Genomic DNA, 19,266 nt, shown 5'->3' with positions numbered 1-19,266 from the left:
GACGCGGACCGGGGACCGACCCCGAGGTGCCGGGGCGCGGCGCCCCCCACCGTAGACGGATGAGCCTCACCGCCCGCCAGACCGAGCGGGTCATCCGCGTCCTCCTCCTCGCCGACCGGGAGGCGGTCCGCGCCGGCGACGCCCGGCTCGGCACCGCCCACCTCCTGCTCGCCCTCGCGCTCGACGAGCGCGACCACGGCGGCCGTGTCCTCGCCGCGGTCGACCTCGACGCGGCCCGCGACGAGGTCGCCCGCCGGCGCACCGGCGTCGGCGACCCGCGCGCCGCGCACCGCCCGCACACCCCCGGCGCGGTCGCCGCGCTCGACGCCGCGGTCCGGGTCGCCGACGCCGCCGCCGACCCGGTGCTCGGCGTCCGCCACCTCCTGCTGGGCGTGCTCGCCGACGACGCGGAGGACGCGGCCGTGGTCCTGCGAGCGCTCGGTGTCGACGTCGAGCGGGTCGTCACCGACGCCCGGCGCGACCTGCTCGCCGACCGCAGCGCCCGCCCCTACGCCGCCACGGAGCCGGTGATGTCGCAGCTCGACCGCGTCGTCGAGCTGCTCCGGCGCCTCGACCGGCGCCTCGACGCGCTCGAGGGCGGCGCCGTCAGCTGAGCGCGGCGATCGCGGCGCGGGTGGCGTCGGCGTCGAGGTAGTCGTCGGTGTGCTCGAACTCGGCGAGCCGCCCGCTGGTGCCGTGCAGGAAGCCGAGCCGGACCGCGCTCGTGCCGTGCAGGGCACCGAGCGCCCAGTTCGTCGCGACCCGGGTCATCGTCGCCGGGGCGCGCAGGGCCCAGAGGTGGTACGCGCGGGTGACGGTGGCGCCGGGCAGCCCGCTGAGGTCGACACCGAAGGGCTTGGCGACGGCGTCCGAGCCGCCGAGGTCGACGACCATCCCGAGGTCGCGGTGGCGGTAGTCCGTCGTGGGGCGCCCGGCCAGCCCCGCCGCGACGTTCGCCGCGGCGACGGGTGCCTGGCGCGAGGCGTGCTGGGCGGTGGGCGGGCAGACCGCCCCGCCGCCGGACGCGAGGTCCGGGACCGCGGCGGCGTCCCCGAGGGCCAGCACCTCGGGCCGGTCGGGCACCGACAGGTCGGCCCGCACCACGAGCCGGCCGTGGTCGGTCTCGGCGCCGAGGTGCGCCATCAGCGGGCTGGGCGCGATCCCCGCCGCCCAGATGAGCGTCCGGGTCGCGAGCCGCCGGCCGTCGGAGAGCGTCACCGACCCCTCGTCGGCGGCGGTCAGGCCGGTGGACAGGTCGACGTGCACGCCCCGCGAGGCCAGGACCCGCCGCGTGTCCTCGCTCAGCCGCCGGCCGAGCCCGGGCATCAGCGCGTCGTGGTGCTGCACGACGTGCCAGGTCACGAGCGACGGGTCGAGGCGGGGGAACCGGCGGGCGAGGTCGGTCGTCATGAGCTGGAGGTTCGCCGCGGTCTCCACGCCCGCGTAGCCGCCGCCGACGACGACGAAGCGGCAGCGGCGGTCCCGCTCCTCGGGGTCGGTCGACGTGTTCGCGATCTCGAGCTGGGCCAGCACGTGGTCGCGCAGGAACGCGGCCTCGGCGAGCGTCTTGCACCCGCGGCCGTGCTCGCGCAGGCCGGGAATGTCGGCGACCCGCGTGACGCTGCCCGGGGCGAGCACGAGGCGGTCGTAGGGGAGGGCCTCGTGGTGGCCGGTGATGCTCTCGACGAGGACCCGGCGCGCGTCGAGGTCGACCCCGACCGCCCGCCCGGGGACCACCACCGTGCGCCGCAGCCACGTCGACAGCGCCACCGTCGTCGCCGGCGCCGGGAGCAGACCGGCCGCGACCTGCGGCAGCAGCGGCAGGTAGAGCATGTAGTCGTCGGGGGCGACGAGCCGGACGTCGGCCTCGGGGACGAGCTTCTCCAGTCGCCGCGCGACGGCGGCTCCGGCGAACCCGCCGCCCACCACGACGATGCGATCGGTCACGGGCCCTGCCTACCGCACCCCGGTCACGCCGTCCGGTCGACGCTCCCCCGACGGAGGACGTCCCCGCGGAACTCCGCCGGATCGATGCACGGGCCGGCCTCGGCGAGCCCGTCCCCGACGCGCCCGACGACCCAGCACGCCGGGCCCGCGGGACCCGTGACGAGCTCGATCGGGTCGTCGGCGGGCGGCGGCGCCGACACCCGCGCCGACACCTGCGTCGCGACCCAGCCCGCCGCGAGCAGCAGGAAGACGAGCACGGCGGCCACGAGCGCCCACGTCCTCGCGGAGCCCGACGTCCTGGTGCGCATGCCCCGACCGTCGTCGACCGGAGGCGGCGCCGGCTCCGGGATCGCCCCGAGTTCCACCCTGAGGCGGGCGTCGCAGGACGTCCGGCCGGGCGGCGGGTTGCCTCGGTCGTCCGCATTGACCCCGTGCGGGTGGTTCGCGTGCTCTCCCCCTAACGACCGCGGATCTCCCGGCGACTGATCTCCCGAGCGCAGCGACCGCGCTACGCCCCGTCACCGCCGAGGAGAACCTCCGTGCCCGCTCACCGCGCCCCCCGCCGCACCCGCCGTGCCCTCGCCGCCGCCCTCGGCGGGCTGACGCTGGTGAGCGTCGTCGGCCCCGGCGCGGGGATGGCGTTCGCCGCCGACGACCTGAACTGCGGGGACTTCCGGTACCAGGAGGACGCGCAGGCCGTCTACGACGCCGACCCGTCCGACCCCAACGGCCTCGACGGGAGCGACAACGACGGCCGCGCCTGCGAGAGCCTGCCGAGGCGGGGATCGTCGGTGAGCGAGGAGCTGGGTCTCGGCAGCGGATCGTCGAGCTCGTCGGGCTCGAACTCGTCCAGCTCCTCGCACTCGTCCGGCTCGAGCTCGTCCGGCTTGTCGTCCGGCTCGACGCACCGGGTGTCCACCGACGCGCCGGCCCGGTCCTCGGCGCAGGACCGCGACTGCGCCGACTTCGACTCGCAGGCCGAGGCCCAGGCCGTCCTCGACGACGACCCGAGCGACCCCGAGCGCCTCGACGCCGACGACGACGGCATCGCCTGCGAGTCGTACGCCTACGGCGAGGACGTGGAGACCGAGCCGGCCGCCGTGACGTCGGGCTCCGGCGACCACGACGACGACCGGGCCGCGGACGACGCGCCGCAGTACCCGGTCGGTGGCGTGGAGGCCGGCGACGGCTCGAGCCCGTCCGGCGGCGCCGACGCCCTGGCCTACGGCCTCACGGGCGCCGCCGCGCTCGCCGGCGCGGTCCTGGTCCGCCACGCCCGCCCCGGTCGCCACCGCCGGGTCGAGGCCTGAGCCCCGGGCGGCCCCTCAGCGGTGGTGCGTGGCGGTGGCACCCGCTGAGGACGGTCAGGCCGACAGTGCCGGGCCGAGGAGCAGGCCGCCGTCGATGACGAGCTCCGAGCCGGTGACGAAGGCGGCGTCGGGGGAGGCGAGGAACAGCAGTGCGCGGCTGATCTCGTCCGGCTCACCCAGCCGCGGGACGGCGAAGGGCTCGGGGTCGAAGGCCTCGGCGATGGCCGGCACCCCGTCGGCGAGCGGCTCGGTGATCAACGGTGTGGCCACCACCCCCGGGGTCAGCGACACGACGCGGATGCCGTCGCGGCCCAGCTCCAGCGCCGCGGTCCGGGTCAGTCCGCGCACGGCCCACTTCGCCGCGACGTAGGGTCCGAACGCCGCCGTGCCTCCGTGGGCCATCGTCGAGGCGACGGTGACGACCACGCCGCCGCCGCCGCGGCGCATCGAGGGGGCGACCGCCCGGATGCCGAGCGCGGTGCCCGTGACGTTCACGGCGGTGACGGTGTCCCACAGGCTCCGGTCGGCGTCCTCGAGCAGCGTCGGCGGGTGCTGGACGCCGGCGTTGGCGACGAGGACCGAGATCGGCCCGAACCGCTGCTCGGCCGCCGCCACTCCGGCCGCCCACTGCTGCTCGTCGGTGACGTCGAGTCGGACCGCGAGCGCCCGTTCCCCGAGCTGCTCGGCCAGTGCGGCCCCGGCCGCCTCGTCACGCGCGGCGATGACCACCGCGGCGCCCTCGCGGTGGAACGCCTGCACGTGGCTGCGTCCCATCCCGCCGGTGGCTCCGGTCACGAGCACCGTGCGTCCCTCGAAGCGTCCCACCGTTGCCTCCTCGCTCAGCGAGGTGAGTCGGTCCGCTCACCTCACGACGAGGAGATCACTGGCAGCGAGGTGAGTCAAGCGGCTCGCCTCGTGGGCCGGTCTCCGGCAGGATGGTCGTCGTGGACGGGACCGAGTCGGCGCCGGCGGGACCGTCGGGAGCGGCGCGGTACCACCGTGACCTGGCGCGCAGGAATCGCGAGGCGCTCCTCGGCGCTGCTCGCCGGCTCTTCCTCGACCTCGGCTACGACGGCACCTCGCTGGCGAAGGTCGCGGCCGAGGCCGGGGTCTCGCGGGCCACGCTGTTCAAGCAGTTCCCGACCAAGGCCGAGCTGTTCAGCGCGATGGTGACCACGTCGTGGGCGATCGGGGACGAGCAGGCCCCGCCCGTGCCCGGGGACCCCCTGGCCGCCCTGACGACGCTCGGCACCCGCTATGCGGACCTGTTGACCCGCCCCGGGATGGCCGACCTCTTCCGCATCGTCATCGCCGAGCTCCCGCGCTTCCCCGAGCTCGGGCGCACGCACTTCGACCTGGGCAAGATGCCGTTCTTCGACTCGGTGCGCGACCACCTGCTCGCCGAGCAGCGCGCCGGCACCCTGCGGTTCTCCGACGCCGACCTCGTGGCCACCCAGTTCCTCGGCATGATCGCCAACTACGTGCTCTGGCCCCGGATGCTGCTGCTCGACTGGGACCCGGACGCGGCGAGCGTGGCGCGTGCTGTCGAGGAGGCCGCGCTGACGGTCCACGCGCGACACGCGACGGCCGAGGGCCCCGGACCTGAAGGCGCGGCTCGGCCCGGGGGCGTCAGCGGTAGTTCGTGAACTGCAGGGCGATGTCGAAGTCGCGCTCCTTGAGCAGCGAGATCACGGCCTGCAGGTCGTCCTTCTTCTTGCCGGTGACGCGGAGCTGGTCGTCCTGCATCTGGGCCTGGATGCCCTTGGGGCCCTCGTCGCGGATGACCTTGGAGATCTCCTTGCCCTTGTCCTTGGAGATGCCCTGCACCAGCGAGCCGGTGACCTTGTAGGTCTTGCCCGACAGCGACGGCTCGCCGACGTCGAACGCCTTCATCGAGATGCCACGCTTGATCAGCTTCTCCTTGAAGACGTCGATCGCCGCGGTGCAGCGCTCCTCGGTCTCCGCGGTGATGGTGATGGCCTCCTCACCGGCCCACGAGACGTCGGCGCCGGTGCCGCGGAAGTCGAAGCGCTGCGAGAGCTCCTTGCTCGCCTGGTTGAGCGCGTTGTCCACCTCCTGGCGGTCGACCTTGCTCACGACGTCGAACGAGGGGTTGGCCATCGTCGTCCTCCCTGACGTGTCGGCCGGGTGCGGCGCGGGGCCCCGGCTGCGCGGCGGCCGGGCCCCGGCCTGTAGTCTTCCCGACGCCGTCCCCCGGGATGGCACACCCTGGCGGGTTGCCCGAGCGGCCAATGGGAGCGGACTGTAAATCCGTCGCGAAAGCTTCGAAGGTTCGAATCCTTCACCCGCCACCACCAGCCCCGTTGCCTCGCTGACCAGCGACGACGGGGCTGACTCATGATCACGGTCATGTTCGGCTCCGTCCGGCTGTGACCGACCCTGCGCGGGTGTCTACGGACGATGCGCGGACAGATCGATCATGAGGGTCCTCCCTGAGAGCCTCGAAGATCCGTCTGCGCTCCGCGTCCTCGGGGCCGACGACGCACTCGGCATCGACGCGTGGCAGCACGTTCACGCTGTGAACGAGCCACTCCGCCCACCTGTGTTGCCGGAACACCCGCAGCTGCCGGGCCGTGCACTCAGCGCGCAGCCACGGCAGGAAGCACTGTGTAGACCAAACGGCCCTGCCGGCAGGCGAGGCGCCGGCGAGATAGTCAACCGTCATGGATTGGGCTGTTCTAGGACCGGCGGTCTTCTCGTTAGTAGGCGTCGCTGTCGGGGCTCTTGGCTCTTTCGGCGGTGTGCTCATCACTCAGCGGACCACGAAGCAGCAAGCCGCCGTGCAACTCGCTGCGGCGAGACGGACCGAGAAGAAGGATGCGATTCTTGCCTACCTTGACGTGGTCGAGGACTCCTGGGTACTGATGGACGGGCTATGGGGGAGGCGGCCGCTTGTATCCAAGGCTGGCGAGCCCCTTGACGACGCTGCGGATGTGGAGCGCGAAAAGCACCGACGGAACAACGACGTCTGGCACCATCAAAACAGACTCAATTTGGTGACGCCCGAACCGGTGCGGACAGCGGCCCGGACCCTCACGCAGAGGATCTACGAGGCGACCTATCACGCTGATCAGGTCGAGACCGTTTTGTGGAAGCACGTCAGTCCCGCAGAAGCCGAGTTCCTCGAGGCCGCCCGCAAAGACCTAGGAGTCGAGGAGCTGGGCGACGTGTCGCGGGATCGCGAGTAACACTTCGTTGCGGCTGTTCGTCCCTGTCCTGGCCCTATAAGGACGCGCCGAACCTTGACCTTTCAGTCTTCGATCGTTCACACCGCGCCGTCTGTCGCAGGGCACAATCACAGGACCAATGGGCCCGTTTCCCTACCGCGGGTCTAAACGGGCACCACCTCACTGCGAACCCCTCGCGAGGGCTTCGAACGTTCATTGCTGCCTCGCTGAACAGCGACGACGGGGCCGACGATGCTGCATACGGATGGATCATGACGGGTCCTCGCCCAGCGCCTCGATGATTCGGCGACGCGCCTCGTCCTCCTGGCCGACGATGCACTTGGCGTAGACGCGTAGGAGCACGTTCACGCTGTGCCCGGCCCACTCGGCGACCTGCGGTGCCGGAACACCGGAGTTCAGCCAGGTCGACACGGCGGCGTGCCGGAGGTCGTAGGGCCGGCGCGCGAGTGGTGAAGCCACCTCCGAGGCCGTCAGGGCCTTCTCGCGGGCGTCGCGCCAGACCCGCTGGTAGACGCTGCCGGCCAGCGGGCCACCGCGAGCGCCACGGAACAGCCGGCCCTGCCGGTCGACGCCGAAGCTGTCGAGGTGGTCGCGCAGCAGCCGGACCAGCGGCGGGGGAGCGGGCACGATCCGCACGTCCTGACGTCCTCGGTGCTTGAGCCCGCGCGGCTCCCGGCGGGTGGCGAGCCCGGTCCACGCGCGGCCGGTCTCCGGGGCCGAGCCGGTGAGGTACAGCTCGCCCCAGCCGTCCTCGGGCAACGTCAGCGCGTCGCGGCGGAGCTCCACGGCCTCGGCCGGGCGGAGGGCGGCGTAGTAGATCGCGGCGAAGAACGCGACCAGCGCTGGCCCGGCCTTGCCCTGCACCTTCACCGCCTCGAGCAGCGAGCGTGCCTGCGCCGGGTTGACCACCGCCCGCGGGTTGACCGTGTCGGCCAGCTTCGGCGCGCTCCAGCGGATCGTGCGCAGCGGGTTGGACCGCAGCAGCTCCCGTTCCACCGCGTACTCGACAATGTTGAAGAACGTGGCGCGCTTGCGGGTCACGGTGCTCGCGCTGGCCGGCGTCCCGTCGAGCCGCAACGTGAAGCGGTCCAGGACGGCACGCACGAGCACGGTGTCGGCCAGCGCCGAGACCGGCACCGTGTGCTGAGCCAGCCAGCGCGCCGCCGCGGCCATCTCCTCGTCAGCGGGCGGGCCGGCGGCGCGAACGGGCGCGTTGAAGGCCCAGGCGTAGAGCGTGGCCCGCAGGACGTCGTCGTCCGGCCGGCCGCGGTCGGTGGTCAGGAGAACCGGCGTCGTCGTGGTCAGCGACTCCGCGATGCCGCGCCGGCTCTTGCCGGCCTGACGGGGCCACTTCATGTCGACGTAGTCGCACGCCAGCTCGAACCAGGTCACCACGGCGACCTCGGGCGCTGATGACACGGGCCGGCCGGTCGCCAGGTCGAACGGCTCCCCGCGCCGGATCGCGCTCACCAGCTCGGAGCGGAACCCGTCGGCCTGCTTGGGGTGCGGAAACGAGTCGTGCCACTCGTGGCCGGCGACGATCCACCGCACGCGGTACGTCGTGCCGCGGGCGCCCTCGCGCTTCTTCACGCCCCACACCCGAACGTCGAGCGTGGTCTCTCGTTCCGGCGCCATCAGGCCGGGACCTCGCAGCCGTCGAGCCAGGCGTCGAGATCGGCCCGACGGACGCGAATGGCACCGTTCGGGAGCCGGATGCACTTCGGCGCCTTTCCGAGCTGGCGCCACTGGTAGAAGGTCGAGCGCGCGACCTGCAGCTCGTCGCAGACCTGCTCGACGGTCAGCTTCTCCACCGGCCAACGCGGTGCCGGAACCCGGGCGCTCACGCCGCCGCTCCGTCGATTGCCGAACACGGGAGGTCTCCCGAAGCTGCGAGCTGGGCCGCGGTGTACTCCGCGCGCCATCGCTGGCGTTCGGCGATCGCAGCCAGGAGCAGCACCGGGCGTCCAGGCACGTCCGGATCGTTCGGCCGGGTCGGCTCCCAGCGCACCGCCGGATCGCCGGTGGTGGTCCGGGTCGTGGGGGTGATCCCGGCGTCGGCGAGCAGTTGCCGAACGAACGCGGTCCGGTCGGCGCGGTGGTCGTCGAGGGTCTTGCCCGACCACTTCCGCGAGACGAGGACCCGACGTCCACCGAGCCCGAGCGTCTCCGCGCGGTGCGCCTTGCCGCGACAGACACCGGGCGTCGTGCGGGCGCCGGCGCCCTTTGGTGTCACGCCGTAGAGCAGCCACACCGCACAGCGGGGCGAGCACGGCGTCATGGCCAGCTCGGCGTGCAGCCGGCGGGCGTGGGCGCGCTGGCGGTCGCTCACCGGCCGCGCCTGCTCCTCCTGCTCCTCGCCCTTGGCCGCGGCCGAGAGCCTGGCGGCATGGCTGACACTCTTCGTCAGGTACTTGGTTAGGTAGCCGATGTGGCGCCCGGCGTCCTCGGTGCCGCCGAGGATGCCCTTCACGTGCACCTGCTCCCCGAAGCGCACGACGTGCGCGGGCTCGGTGACGGCGTCGCAGGCGTCGTCCCAGGAGGGCAGGGCCGTTCCCGTGTCCGGGTCGGTGAACACCCGCCGGACCGCGTCCCACTGGGGCGGGCGGTCGGCGGTGTGGACGGCCTGGTCGTGCGCGGGCCACCACACCTGGTGATAGGTCGCCTCGGTGATCGCACGCACGTCGGTGCGGGAGATCGAGCCCCGGACGGCAGCGTGGAAATGCGGAGCGCCCCGGCGCTGCGGTTCGACGGTGCCGAAGTACTGGACCTCCCACCCGACGCAGCGCCGGGTGTTCTGCCACAGCCGGTCGAGCAGGGCCGCGAAGTGGATCGCGTCGCGGGCCGCACGCCGGTAGTCGTAGCTCGCCGGGTCCACCGGCGTCCCGTCCTCGCGGACCCGGCCGTAGCTGCCCAGCGTCCAGGTGACGAACGTCGAGGGCCGGTAGCGACCGGCGCCGAAGGTCTGTCCGACGGTGCGGTCCTCCACCGGCCGCCGCGGGAGGTTCGGGGCGTCCTGACGTCGTCGGGTGGACCGCTTGCGGCGTGCCCGTTCCGGCGGGTCAAGGGGAGCCAGCCGGCCGCGCACTCCGAGCGCCCGCAACTGCTCGTCCAGGTCCTCGACCTGCTCCGCCAGCTCCTCGGCCGTCTCGTCGTCACCGCGTTCCCGGGCCGCGCGGTAGGCCACCACGAGATCGGCCCGCGCGCCGACGATCTCCTTCTCCTCGTCGGTCGGCTCGCGCGGGGACAGGTCGGGCTCCTCGTCGAGGTGCCACCCCTCGCGACACTGCGCCATGCGCAGGGTCCGGGCCTTCACCGCGCACGGGCCGCAGACGTCCTCCCGCGTCGACCCGCACGCGACGGGCACGACCTCGGTGCGGCCGGCCTGGGTGTCGATCCGCCGCAGCGCCACCGGCCGGATGCAGACGCCATGCTCAGCGGCCATCGCCCGGGCCACGTCAGCAGCCATCGGGAGCACCGACCGCTCGGCCGGCGTGCTCGCGCCGGCCACCACCTCGCCGTCGTCGGTCACGAGGACTCACCGCCCTTCGTCGGGGCGCTCTTGGCCTTCTTGCGCGGGGCGGGCTCGTCGCGCTGAACGGGGATCACCGATGAGATGTCCTCGCGGGTCGGGCTCGGGTAGGTGCGGGCGAGCCAGCGCATCTGCTCGTCGTCCACGTAGACCGACCGGACCTTGGTGAGCGTCTGGCCCTCGTCGTCGACCACGTAGCCGATGCCCGGCGTCAGCGCGCTGATCTGGTCGCAGCGCGCGCCCCGGTCCCGGGCGCCGTCGCCGAGGACCATCGCGACCTCGGTCTTCTCCGTCATCCGCAGCCCGACGCGCGTGGTGAACAGCCCGCGCAGGTCAACGACCTCCTTGCGCGGGTCCTGCACGCATCCGACGACTGAGACGCCCGGGGCGCGGCCCTTGGTGAGCAGCTGCCCGAGCGCGGCCTGAGCACGGCTGCGCAGCGTGCGATCGGCGATGTAGGTGGTCAGGGAGGCCACCTCGTCGACGAGGACGACGTAGAACGGCTCGGCGGTCGTCGGCACGTGCTGACGCGTTCGGGAGCGCAGTTCACGGGTGCGCTGCGCGGTCAGCGCGGCCGCGGCCTCCAGACCGACGACGAGGTGTTCGTCGCTGTCGGCGGCCAGGAGGTGGAACAGCTCGGCGTACATGCCGAACTCCATGCCGCCCTTCGGATCGATCCCGATGACGCGCACGAGGCCGTCGCGGATCGCCGGGGCGAGCGCGACCAGGAGGCCGGCGACCATCGACGACTTGCCCGAGCCGGAGGCGCCGGCCATCAGCACGTGCCGCCCGAGCAGCCGCAGCCGCCAGGGCGAGCCGTCCTCCCGGCGCCCGAGCGGGAGCGCTTCCAGGTCGACGGCGTGCGCCGAGCTCGGGGGAGCGGTCGGCTCCATCAGCGTGTCCGCGCAGATCACGCGCAGCCACACCCAGCCGCGTCGCCGGTGGGCGAGCACCCGGACGTCGAGGGCCCGGAACTCGGAGCGCAGCTCGTCGGTCCGCTCCTCGAGGTCCTCCCGCGTCACGCCGGGGCAGAGCTGGACGGTGAGCAGATCGGCGTGCGGACCGAGGCGGCACCACAGCAGCCGGGGCACGACGAGACGGGCGGAGGCGTCGCGTGCCTGGAGGCCGGCCGAGGCCATGAGGTCGGCGAAGCCGCTTCGGTACCGGATGCGCCGGCCGAACCGGAACACCCGCGAGGAGATCAGGCGATCGAACGACGCACCGTGCGACCACCACCACGTGACGCCGGCAGCCAGCGCGACCGCCAGGACCGCCAGGAAGCCGGCGACGCCCTGCATGGCGCCGAGGAGCACCGCCAGGGCGACGACGGCCCCGAGGATCGGAACGTAGGCCAGCAGCCAGATCGCCATCACGGCGGCCCACACCGCCAGCAGAGCCAGGCGGAACAGACCACGCCCGGCGGCGAGCCCGAGACGGCTGGAGAGGGTGTCGGGCTCCCGCACGATCGCCGTGCGCTGGACGTCGGCGCGACGTCGGATCGTCGAGCCGCGGAAGGGCTGGTGCGTGAACATCTACGGCTCCTGTGGGGACGATCGACCGGTGCGCGGGGATCGAGCGGTGCCGAGTACGGCCCGACGGGTGGCCGCACGACGACGCAGCGGAGCGGCGTCGAACAGGGCGGCCTGATCGAGGTGGTCAGGGCACCGGCGAGGTGCGTTGCGGCGTCGCTCGATCCGCGCCCGGCAGACCTCGCAGCGGTCGGACACGATCGGTTCCGCCTTCGGGGTGCTCATGCGACCGCACCTCCCAGGTCGGGCTCGCCGCGCTGCTCACGGGCGAGCCGGGTCCGCTCGGTGGGCGTCAAGCCGGCGACGACCCCGTGACGTCGCCCCGAGTGCTCCCAGCTCATGACGTCGTCCAGGCACGCCGCCTGGACGGGGCAGAACTCGCACACGGCGCGGCAGGTGGCGACCGCATCGGGATCGGAGGGCTCGGGGAAGAACAGGTCGTCGAGGCCGTCGCACGTGGCGTGCTGTCGCCAGGACGGCGGTCCGTCGCCGTCGAAGAGGACCCGGCGCAGCACGAGTCGGACGGTCGCCGGGTTGTGGAACTCGCGTCCCGGTCCGACGTCGCGTCGCAGGCGAGAGAGGACCGGTTCGGGCGTGTGAACTGGTTGCGGGGTCTGAGGTGGGGAACTCATCGTCGTGCCTTCCGGGGTCGGGAGGCACACGACGGACCGGGACGGCGGGACCCGCGGTCACTACCGTGGGCGACGCGCTCCGGCACCGTCGTGTGCGGAGGGGCGAAGGCGCCGGGACGGGGAGAGGTTGGTCGCCAGGACCCGCCCCGGCGCCGAGTCAGACGGAGCCGCAGGCTCCGCGGATCGCATGCTGGGCCGCCAACAGTTCCGCGACGGCGGCGGCGAAGCAGTCCGAGAGGCGGACCAGCTCGCCGGAGTGCAGGAACAGCGTCAGCCGGCTCCCGGTGCGTTCCTCGACGTCGAGCGTGACGCGATCCTCGTCGGCGTGAACGATGAACCCCATCTGCGCGTCGGGCCGGACATGCACGCCGACCGTCATCGCGATCCCGGGCTCGGGCGACTCGACGCCGGCCATCACGCGGCCTTCCCGTCGGTCGGGTCCTGGCCGCTGGAGGGCGTCGCGCTCGCGCCCGACCCTCCGGAACCGCGGGACGACGAGCGAGGAGCAGGCGCACCCTGACCCGCCGGGGTCCGCATGCCGGTCGCGCGCAACGTGTAGCCGAGGCGCTTGTACTCGCCCTGGCCTTCCAACTTCGGGGCAGCGGTCATGCCCTCGAACTCGATCGGCCGGACGACGATGCCCGGCGCGACCTCGATGCCGTCCGGAGGCACCGGCTGGTGCTCGGCCAGCACCGTCACCGAGACCGACTTGTCGGCCTCGCGCGTCGCCGACGGGTCCGAGACCGTCACGCGCCACATCCGCTTGCCGGTCTCCTCGTCGACCTGCTGACGCACGGGCCGGCCCTTCGCCCGGTCCTCGCGCGACTGGTACTCGGTCACCGCCGAGACCTCGCCCATCATCAACCCGCCCTGCGGGAACACCGTCTCGAACTCGACCGGGAACCTCTGCCCGTAAGGGACTGCCATCACCATCTCCTCGTCACAGGGGCACGCGTGCCCAGGTACCGAGGAGCGTACGCACTTAAAGTGCGGGTGCCGCACTAATTGTGCGGGTCTATTCGGGTGGTCTTGTCAGGTCACTCGCTGTGCCAGATCGCGAAGCTCCTGCGAGCCCGTGCGGTCGCTCTGGACGAGGTCGGCGACCAGCTCGCGGACACGGGCATGGCTCTCGAACTGCTGCGGAGCGAGGTCGAGGCCCTGGCGCAGGGTCGCCACAACGGCGTCTGTCTGGCGAAGCTGGGCCTGCGCACGAGCGACGTCAATGAGGAGCCGGCCCTGCCGCTCGGGGGAGAGTCCGGAGGCGTCGACCGTCTCGGCGACCCGGAGCGCACGACCTGCGTCGCCCAGCTCGACCGCCACCGCCACGTCATGCAGGAGCACATTCGTCGGCCCGAACTCGGTCTCGTAGTCGTTCCGGTCCTCGCCCAGCCCGTCGGCTGCCGCCCGGGCCTCGTCGAGGTAGAGATACGCCATGCGCGCGTCGTTCAGCCGCGCCGAGGCGACCGCGAGCTGGAGCTTCAACGCGCCACGGACCGCGATGGCGGGGGCGTCGCCCTCGGCGGCTCGCTCGTCGAGCGCGTGTGCCGCCGACTCGGCGGCACGGATGGCGAGGTCGAAGCGTCGTGCGACCTGGAAGACGATCGCGAGCCGGAACGCGCCCTCGGCCATCAGCAGCGGGTCGTCGGCCTTCTCCGCGGCCGTGATGGCGCGGTCGACCGCGACCCACGCGGCGCCGGTCTCGCCGAGCTTGGACAGCACGCCGGCCACGGCGAGATACGACCGTGCCTTGGCCACGTTGACGACGATCTCGTCGTCGCCGCTGGCGTTCCGCGCGGAGCGCTCCAGCTCGGGGAGGAGGTCGGTCAGGAGCGTCGCCAGCTCGTCGTACTGCGACCCGTGGGCGTACTCCCACGCCTTGACCGCTTGCCGGTCGAGGTCCCGCACGTCGAACGGCCGCGTGCCGGCCAAGACCGCGTGGAGTGCGTCGCTGGACGAGAGCGCGAGGCTCAGGGCGCTCGCCGCCGGCTCGACATCGGCCTGGACGATCTTCTGGTCCGGCGCCAGCTCGGCGACCGGAACACCGAGAGCATCCGCGAGCCGTTCGAGCACGCTCATGCGGTCGATCCGCCGTGCGCCGCGCTCGACCTGGCTTAGCCACGTCTCAGAGCGGTCGAGCCGACTGGCGAACTCCGCCTGAGACAGGCCAAGCTTCTTGCGCAGGAACGCGACGCGCTGGCCGAAGGCTCGCTGGTCGCCCGGCGCGCTCACTGCGGGAGGTTCTTGCCGCCAGTGGGCGTCAGGAACTCCACCCGCGTCTCGACGATGTACTGGTCACGCTCGCTGAGGAAGCGCTTCGTGTGCGGCTGACACTCGTGCGCCTCGAAGGCGTCGCGGTCCGCGTACACCTCGTAGAAGACCCGGGCCAACGGAGCGTCCTCGACCGTGTGCACCGCGTACAAGAGCGTGCCCGGCTCCTGCTCGCGGATGCCAGGGGCCGTCTCGGCCACGAGCCGGTCGAACCCCTGCGCTGCGTCCTCGTCTTTGAGGTCAAAGCGGACGGTCAAGCTAAACATGTCATCCTCCGAGTGCGGTACCGCACTCAGAGTACCGACGGCCCGAGGGACAGAGACCAAGCGCAAACGTAGCTGCCTGTCGATAGACGGCCTCTTGACTCCGTTGAGCGAGGTCCGACGCGCATCCCAGGCGACGAACCGTCGGTGTCGAAGCCGCTGCAGCCGCAGATGGTGCACCCAGTCGGACCGTCTATGTCGCGGATGGCGGCTCCGACGTGTCCGCGCCAGGCCCCACCCGAAGTGCCGCCAAGCGCTACATCACGTCCCGGGCCTGATCGTACTCTAAATGGGTGACAGCGATCGAGCATTTGTCAGTATCCCCCCCCATGGACGACGGGTCGCAACGACAGAGCGTGTAACGAAACCGACCTTGTGCCTCGATAGCGTGAACGACAGAGAGCGGCCGGGCTCCGGCGGCGGACGACATGTTGCGTGATCTACCAACTCTCACTCACGCTCTGTGATTGCGGAGGACTCGTTCTTGAATTGCGGCTTCTGCACGGCCAGTTACAGCGATGTGGTAACCAGTGCTCCGATTCCCCGGATTGGCCGCTCACGATGCGTCACTGGCAGCGGCCTCAACGGTCGCGGAGAACGAGTCCGCAGCGCCGACCTGTCCGCGGTTGACGGAACATGATCGAGAGCTTTCGTCGGCCTCAGTTGACGGGTCTCGTCGTTCTCCTTGCGATAGTTGTGCTCTTATCCGGATGCTCGGGTCCAACCGGCCCCGACTCCCGCCTGGTGACTGGTCCTGTGACGGGGCGAGTCATCGCTCTCGACGGGTCACCTCTCGCCGGCGCGGAGATCTCCGCCGGTGCCGAGAGGACGCGTAGCGACGCGAACGGCTTCTTCTCCGTCCCTGTCGCTCCGGGAGGTGCCTGGATCTCTGCGTCGCGCGCAGGGTTCCTGGGCCGGACCCGAGCCGGCTTCCAGGGCGATCCGTTGCTAATTCGGATGACTCCGGACGACGGCGAGACCGTTGCTCTGCAGTTCGGGGGCGACGTGATGATGGGTCGCCGCTTCTTCGATCCGAACGAGGACGGTGTGACGTCCGACGGGCTGATCAAGGACCCGTCGAACGTGGAGGAGCACGTCTCGCTCCTCAGTTCGGTCGCGCCTCTCTTGGCGCAGGCCGACCTGACTGCGGTGAACGTCGAGAGCCCGATCTCTGACGAGCCATTCGTGAACGCCCTCGGTCCGCGGACGGACCGCGCCCACCCGACGAAGGAGTTCGTCTTCGCGAGCGGGCCTGCGATGCCCGAGGCGCTCGCCACCGCCGGCGTCGACGTCGTCGGTCTGGCGAACAACCACCAGTACGACCTCCTCGAGCCGGGTGTGAGGTCCACGGTCGACGGTTTCGCGCGGGCAGGCTTCACTCCCGGCCTGAGGCAGTTCGGGCTGGGCAACTCCGTGGATGCGGCCTACGTCCCTGCGGTGATCGGCGCCAAAGGAGCGCGCTTCGCCTTCCTGGGGTGCACAACGATCACGGGCACGGAGAACCCGATCTCCTACGTTGCGGGCCCGGGCAAGGGCGGCGCCGCGCCGTGTGATCCGGGCCGTGTGCGCGACTCGGTGGCCGCAGCGAGCGCTTCCGGGGCCGTCGTGATCTTCAGCGTGCACGGCGGCTTTGAGTACGGGAGGCAGCCCTCTGGGCAGGTCGAGTCCTACACGGCGATCGCGCGCCAGGCCGGCGCGACCCTCGTGGTCAACGCGCACCCGCACGTCGTGGGCGGGATGGACTGGGACGGCGGGAGCCTTGCGGCGTGGTCACTCGGCAACCTGGTCTTCGACCAGACGGTGTGGCCGACGTTCCAGAGCTATGTCCTCAACGTCCACGTCCGGCGCGGCCAGATAATCCGTGCGTTCCTCGAGCCGGTGGCGATCGAGGGCTATGTCGCCCGCGGCATCAGGTCTGACCTCGCGGAGCGGGTAACCCGGACGGCCGGAGGCCTGAGTCGCGGACCGTTCGTGATGGAGGACGGAGCACTGGAGCTCGACGTCGCCAGGGCGTCATCGACGGCTCGTCGGTTGGCGACAGTGGAGCCGCCGGACGACGGGCGGATCAGTGAGGTGACGCCGGGCTGGATGCCCCGTGAGGCCACGCCTGGCGTCGTCGACCTGGGCCGCGATCTGCTCTGGAGCGGCGAGTTCGAGAACGACGTGCTCGGCGTCGGCCCGGGCGCGCTGTGGACCCAGGGGCCGGACACCCGGGTCGTGCCGGACGACGCCGCCGGACGCGGACTCGTCTACGAGCTCCAGCGCGACAACGGGGACCCTGCTCCTGCCATCGGTACCACCACCCATCGTCTGTTGTTGACCGACCCGAACTCGGAGCGCCTGCGTCGGTTGAACAAAGACGACGAGGAGCCCGGCACGCGTGCGACGCCGCTCCCTGTCGCTCGTCCCGCCTCTCGGGCCCGGGTCTCGTTGGCCGGGTCGGTGCGTCTCTCTCAGGGAGCGCAGCTGGAGCTCCAGCTCTCCTGGTTTGCGGACACGCGCGGGCCGTCGACCGGGCAGACGGTGCGGGTCCTCCACGGTGAGACGGACCGCGGGGGTTGGCAGCCGTTACGGATTGACGCCGACGCGCCTCCAGACGCTGTGGCCGTCGGGGTGTTCGCCCGACTGACGTCGCCCGCCGATATGCGAGGCGACGGCACACCGGACGAAGTCAGCGCGCGTCTCGACGCGTTCCGGCTCATCGAGTGGTCGGTGCCGGGCGCCATGGCTCCGTCTCAGGCCACACACGTGCGGAGTGCACCCGGAGGGTCTGTCCGACTCGAGGGTTCGAGCCTCGGGACGGGGGAGCAGCTACCTCCACCACTCCTTCCCCTCGGCCCGTGAACACAGGTCGTCCCGCTCTCGGCACCGGCGGGACGCGCACACCACAGACGACGAAACAGCCGGCGCCCGGATCACCACGCGCTGCGGCAGCACGAGGACCAGAAACAACCCGGGGGGAGAAATGACCGTGACAAAGGCACCGTCGGAGAGGGACGAGAGCGGAGGTACGCGCGCGTCGCCCATGTCCCTGTACGCCTTCCCGCCGATCAAGTTCCCATCAGGTGTCGGCGTGGCGCCTGCCGCGCTGTTCGTCACGCTCCTGATCGCCGCGGTGGTGTTGATCGCCCTGCCCGCCGCTGTCGTGGACGAGCGGACCGGACTCGCGACCGGTGGCACGGAGCACCCGGCGCTCGTGGTGGGGCTGTCACTCGCCCTCGTCGCGATGTGGGCCTACGTCGCCCTCCGACGCCTGATCGTGACGCCTATCCGTCTGCTGCGAGTCGACCTCGAGTCGGCAGTGGCCGGAGCCGGCCCCGAAATCCGTACCTCCATGAACCGCGAAGTCGACCGCATCGCGGACACCGTCCGAGGCGACTTTCCCGAAGGTCGGCGCCGCACCGTGACCTCGGCGGCCATCTTCTGTCTGGTGGGCGCTGTCATCACTTCCTGGGTCGTCCTCACCCCGTTCGCCGTGAGTGAGGGCCACGTCTCGGAGCCCGCTCTGGCCGGTGGCGCCCAGGAGGCTACTGACGGTGCTGCCGCCGTCGTGCGGCACGAACTCGAGAGCGCTCTGTCCGGACTGGACGCAGTGGCAGTCGGCAGCACCGCGCTCACCGATCCCGCCAGTACAGCGGCTCGCGCGGTGCTGACCCGGCCCCTCTTCAAGGGCGCGTACGTCCTCGACGCCGACGCACGGACTCTGGCCTCCGCCGGTGACGGCACCGCGACCCTGACCGCCGTGCCGAGGCCGGGCCTCTCGCTGCTCAACTCTGGAGGGGCCGAACCGCATCTCGTCGCCACCTCGACGCTAAGTGACGGGCGTGCGCTGGTCGGTCAGTTCGACATCCGCGCGCTGAACGACCACCTCCGGACGCCCTCATCGGCGATCACGGTCGTCGACACGGAGATGCGGACCATCCTGAAGAGCTCCGGCTACACGGCCTTTGAGCCGCTGCAGGGCGACGACCTCCGTCAGGCGGCGCGGCGAGCTCTCGACGGGGCTCCGACCACGTCGGCGCTGCCGACACGTGCACCCACGGTGGTCACCGCGGCTCCGATCGGGTACGGAGACGCCAGCGCGACGCTGCGCCTCGTCGCCGTTGGAGCGCACGACCCGTCGACCGCGCTGTACGCGAGCAATCCGGTGAAGCGGACGTCAGCCGTGGTCGCCGGGATCGCCGGCGTCCTCGCGCTTGTCCTCCTGACGTGGACCTACATCTCGGCGATCCGCCCGCTGAGGTCGCTGGCCGATCACGCTCGAGCGATCGCTGCCGTCCCCGCGGGGGGTCCCACTCCCACACCCGTTCCGCCGGAACGACTCAACGAGACGGGCGCGATCGCCGCGGCGTTGAACCACATCCTCGCTCGGGTGCTGGTGTGGAGGGCCAAGGCGGACGGCGAGGCGACGTCGACCGACGACGAGACGAGGGTGGTCAGCGACCCGGAGTCGTTCCTGGCGCCCACAGTCGTGCTCCGAGTGACTCAGCGGCCGACCGGGCCGGGAAGCGCGGACGAGCTGACCCGAGCCGACACCCTGCTCCTCGAGCGTGGCCCACTGATGACGGTGGGCCGCTGA

19 protein-coding genes, 1 tRNA gene and 1 pseudogene are annotated in these 19,266 nt (G+C 72.0%); 8 read left to right on the top strand and 13 right to left on the bottom strand.

Going from position 1 to position 19,266, the window contains the following annotated elements; all coding sequences use genetic code 11:
- Positions 1-59: 59 nt before the first annotated feature.
- Positions 60-614: a Clp protease N-terminal domain-containing protein gene (locus tag PH190_RS02925; protein ID WP_274229980.1), complete on the top strand. Its 555-nt coding sequence runs from the start codon at positions 60-62 to the stop codon at positions 612-614.
- On the opposite strand, the gene PH190_RS02920 is transcribed toward PH190_RS02925, so the two are convergent.
- A complete protein-coding gene (locus tag PH190_RS02920; RefSeq protein WP_274229979.1) occupies positions 607-1,947 on the bottom strand; it encodes an NAD(P)/FAD-dependent oxidoreductase in 1,341 nt (446 codons plus the stop codon). The genes PH190_RS02925 and PH190_RS02920 overlap by 8 nt on opposite strands.
- Before the next feature lie 23 nt (positions 1,948-1,970).
- The gene (locus PH190_RS02915; RefSeq protein WP_274229978.1) at positions 1,971-2,255 is read right to left on the bottom strand and encodes a hypothetical protein; all 285 of its coding nucleotides are present in this window, start codon (positions 2,253-2,255) and stop codon (positions 1,971-1,973) included.
- A 231-nt stretch (positions 2,256-2,486) separates the two neighbouring features.
- Between PH190_RS02915 and PH190_RS02910 the strand changes: the two genes are divergently transcribed.
- Positions 2,487-3,257 (top strand): excalibur calcium-binding domain-containing protein, encoded by a 771-nt coding sequence (locus PH190_RS02910; RefSeq protein ID WP_274229977.1) that lies wholly within the window; start codon positions 2,487-2,489, stop codon positions 3,255-3,257.
- 54 nt (positions 3,258-3,311) lie between these two features.
- Here PH190_RS02910 and PH190_RS02905 read toward each other — a convergent pair whose 3' ends face one another.
- Positions 3,312-4,082: an SDR family NAD(P)-dependent oxidoreductase gene (locus PH190_RS02905; protein ID WP_274229976.1), complete on the bottom strand. Its 771-nt coding sequence runs from the start codon at positions 4,080-4,082 to the stop codon at positions 3,312-3,314.
- Between the two features lie 119 nt (positions 4,083-4,201).
- Between PH190_RS02905 and PH190_RS02900 the strand changes: the two genes are divergently transcribed.
- Positions 4,202-4,903 carry a TetR/AcrR family transcriptional regulator gene (locus PH190_RS02900; RefSeq protein ID WP_274229975.1) on the top strand — a complete coding sequence of 234 codons (702 nt, stop codon included), beginning with the start codon at positions 4,202-4,204 and terminating at the stop codon, positions 4,901-4,903.
- Here the strand turns inward: PH190_RS02900 and PH190_RS02895 are convergent.
- A complete protein-coding gene (locus PH190_RS02895) occupies positions 4,887-5,378 on the bottom strand; it encodes a YajQ family cyclic di-GMP-binding protein (protein ID WP_274200512.1) in 492 nt (163 codons plus the stop codon). The two genes, PH190_RS02900 and PH190_RS02895, sit on opposite strands and share 17 nt — an antisense overlap.
- 110 nt (positions 5,379-5,488) lie before the next feature.
- Between PH190_RS02895 and PH190_RS02890 the strand changes: the two genes are divergently transcribed.
- A tRNA-Tyr gene (locus PH190_RS02890) sits at positions 5,489-5,572 on the top strand.
- Positions 5,573-5,941: 369 nt separating this feature from the next.
- Complete coding sequence (locus PH190_RS02885) at positions 5,942-6,466, top strand: hypothetical protein (RefSeq protein ID WP_274229974.1); 525 nt, start codon at positions 5,942-5,944, stop codon at positions 6,464-6,466.
- 249 nt (positions 6,467-6,715) lie between these two features.
- On the opposite strand, the gene PH190_RS02880 is transcribed toward PH190_RS02885, so the two are convergent.
- From PH190_RS02880 to PH190_RS02840, 9 genes are all read right to left on the bottom strand, one after another.
- A complete protein-coding gene (locus tag PH190_RS02880) occupies positions 6,716-8,101 on the bottom strand; it encodes a tyrosine-type recombinase/integrase (RefSeq protein WP_274229973.1) in 1,386 nt (461 codons plus the stop codon).
- The gene (locus PH190_RS02875; RefSeq protein WP_274229972.1) at positions 8,101-8,277 is read right to left on the bottom strand and encodes a helix-turn-helix transcriptional regulator; all 177 of its coding nucleotides are present in this window, start codon (positions 8,275-8,277) and stop codon (positions 8,101-8,103) included. Before PH190_RS02875 ends, PH190_RS02880 begins: the two co-directional genes overlap by 1 nt.
- Before the next feature lie 29 nt (positions 8,278-8,306).
- A complete protein-coding gene (locus PH190_RS02870) occupies positions 8,307-9,932 on the bottom strand; it encodes a replication initiator (protein ID WP_274230054.1) in 1,626 nt (541 codons plus the stop codon).
- A gap of 59 nt (positions 9,933-9,991) precedes the next feature.
- Positions 9,992-11,527: an FtsK/SpoIIIE domain-containing protein gene (locus PH190_RS02865; RefSeq protein ID WP_274229971.1), complete on the bottom strand. Its 1,536-nt coding sequence runs from the start codon at positions 11,525-11,527 to the stop codon at positions 9,992-9,994.
- Between the two features lie 218 nt (positions 11,528-11,745).
- The gene (locus PH190_RS02860; RefSeq protein ID WP_274229970.1) at positions 11,746-12,039 is read right to left on the bottom strand and encodes a WhiB family transcriptional regulator; all 294 of its coding nucleotides are present in this window, start codon (positions 12,037-12,039) and stop codon (positions 11,746-11,748) included.
- Between the two features lie 274 nt (positions 12,040-12,313).
- The gene (locus tag PH190_RS02855) at positions 12,314-12,571 is read right to left on the bottom strand and encodes a hypothetical protein (protein WP_274229969.1); all 258 of its coding nucleotides are present in this window, start codon (positions 12,569-12,571) and stop codon (positions 12,314-12,316) included.
- Entirely contained in the window at positions 12,571-13,083 is a 513-nt protein-coding gene (locus PH190_RS02850; RefSeq protein WP_274229968.1) for a hypothetical protein, read from the bottom strand. The genes PH190_RS02855 and PH190_RS02850 overlap by 1 nt, the downstream gene beginning before the upstream one ends.
- Before the next feature lie 105 nt (positions 13,084-13,188).
- Positions 13,189-14,385, bottom strand: a complete 1,197-nt coding sequence (locus tag PH190_RS02845) for a helix-turn-helix domain-containing protein (protein WP_274229967.1) — start codon at positions 14,383-14,385, stop codon at positions 13,189-13,191.
- The gene (locus PH190_RS02840) at positions 14,382-14,690 is read right to left on the bottom strand and encodes a putative quinol monooxygenase (RefSeq protein WP_274229966.1); all 309 of its coding nucleotides are present in this window, start codon (positions 14,688-14,690) and stop codon (positions 14,382-14,384) included. Before PH190_RS02840 ends, PH190_RS02845 begins: the two co-directional genes overlap by 4 nt.
- A 633-nt stretch (positions 14,691-15,323) precedes the next feature.
- Between PH190_RS02840 and PH190_RS30700 the strand changes: the two are divergent.
- The 3 genes and pseudogenes from PH190_RS30700 to PH190_RS02830 form a co-directional block, all read left to right on the top strand.
- Positions 15,324-15,611, top strand: a pseudogene (locus PH190_RS30700) (carboxypeptidase-like regulatory domain-containing protein); the annotation flags it as partial.
- 33 nt (positions 15,612-15,644) lie between these two features.
- The gene (locus PH190_RS02835; protein ID WP_274229965.1) at positions 15,645-17,531 is read left to right on the top strand and encodes a CapA family protein; all 1,887 of its coding nucleotides are present in this window, start codon (positions 15,645-15,647) and stop codon (positions 17,529-17,531) included.
- Positions 17,532-17,712: 181 nt separating this feature from the next.
- Positions 17,713-19,266, top strand: coding sequence for a HAMP domain-containing protein (locus PH190_RS02830; protein ID WP_274229964.1), 1,554 nt, complete (start codon positions 17,713-17,715; stop codon positions 19,264-19,266).

It is taken from the genome of Actinomycetospora straminea (assembly GCF_028737255.1).
GTDB lineage: Bacteria > Actinomycetota > Actinomycetes > Mycobacteriales > Pseudonocardiaceae > Actinomycetospora > Actinomycetospora straminea.
This window is presented reverse-complemented; position numbering and strand designations above follow the sequence as displayed.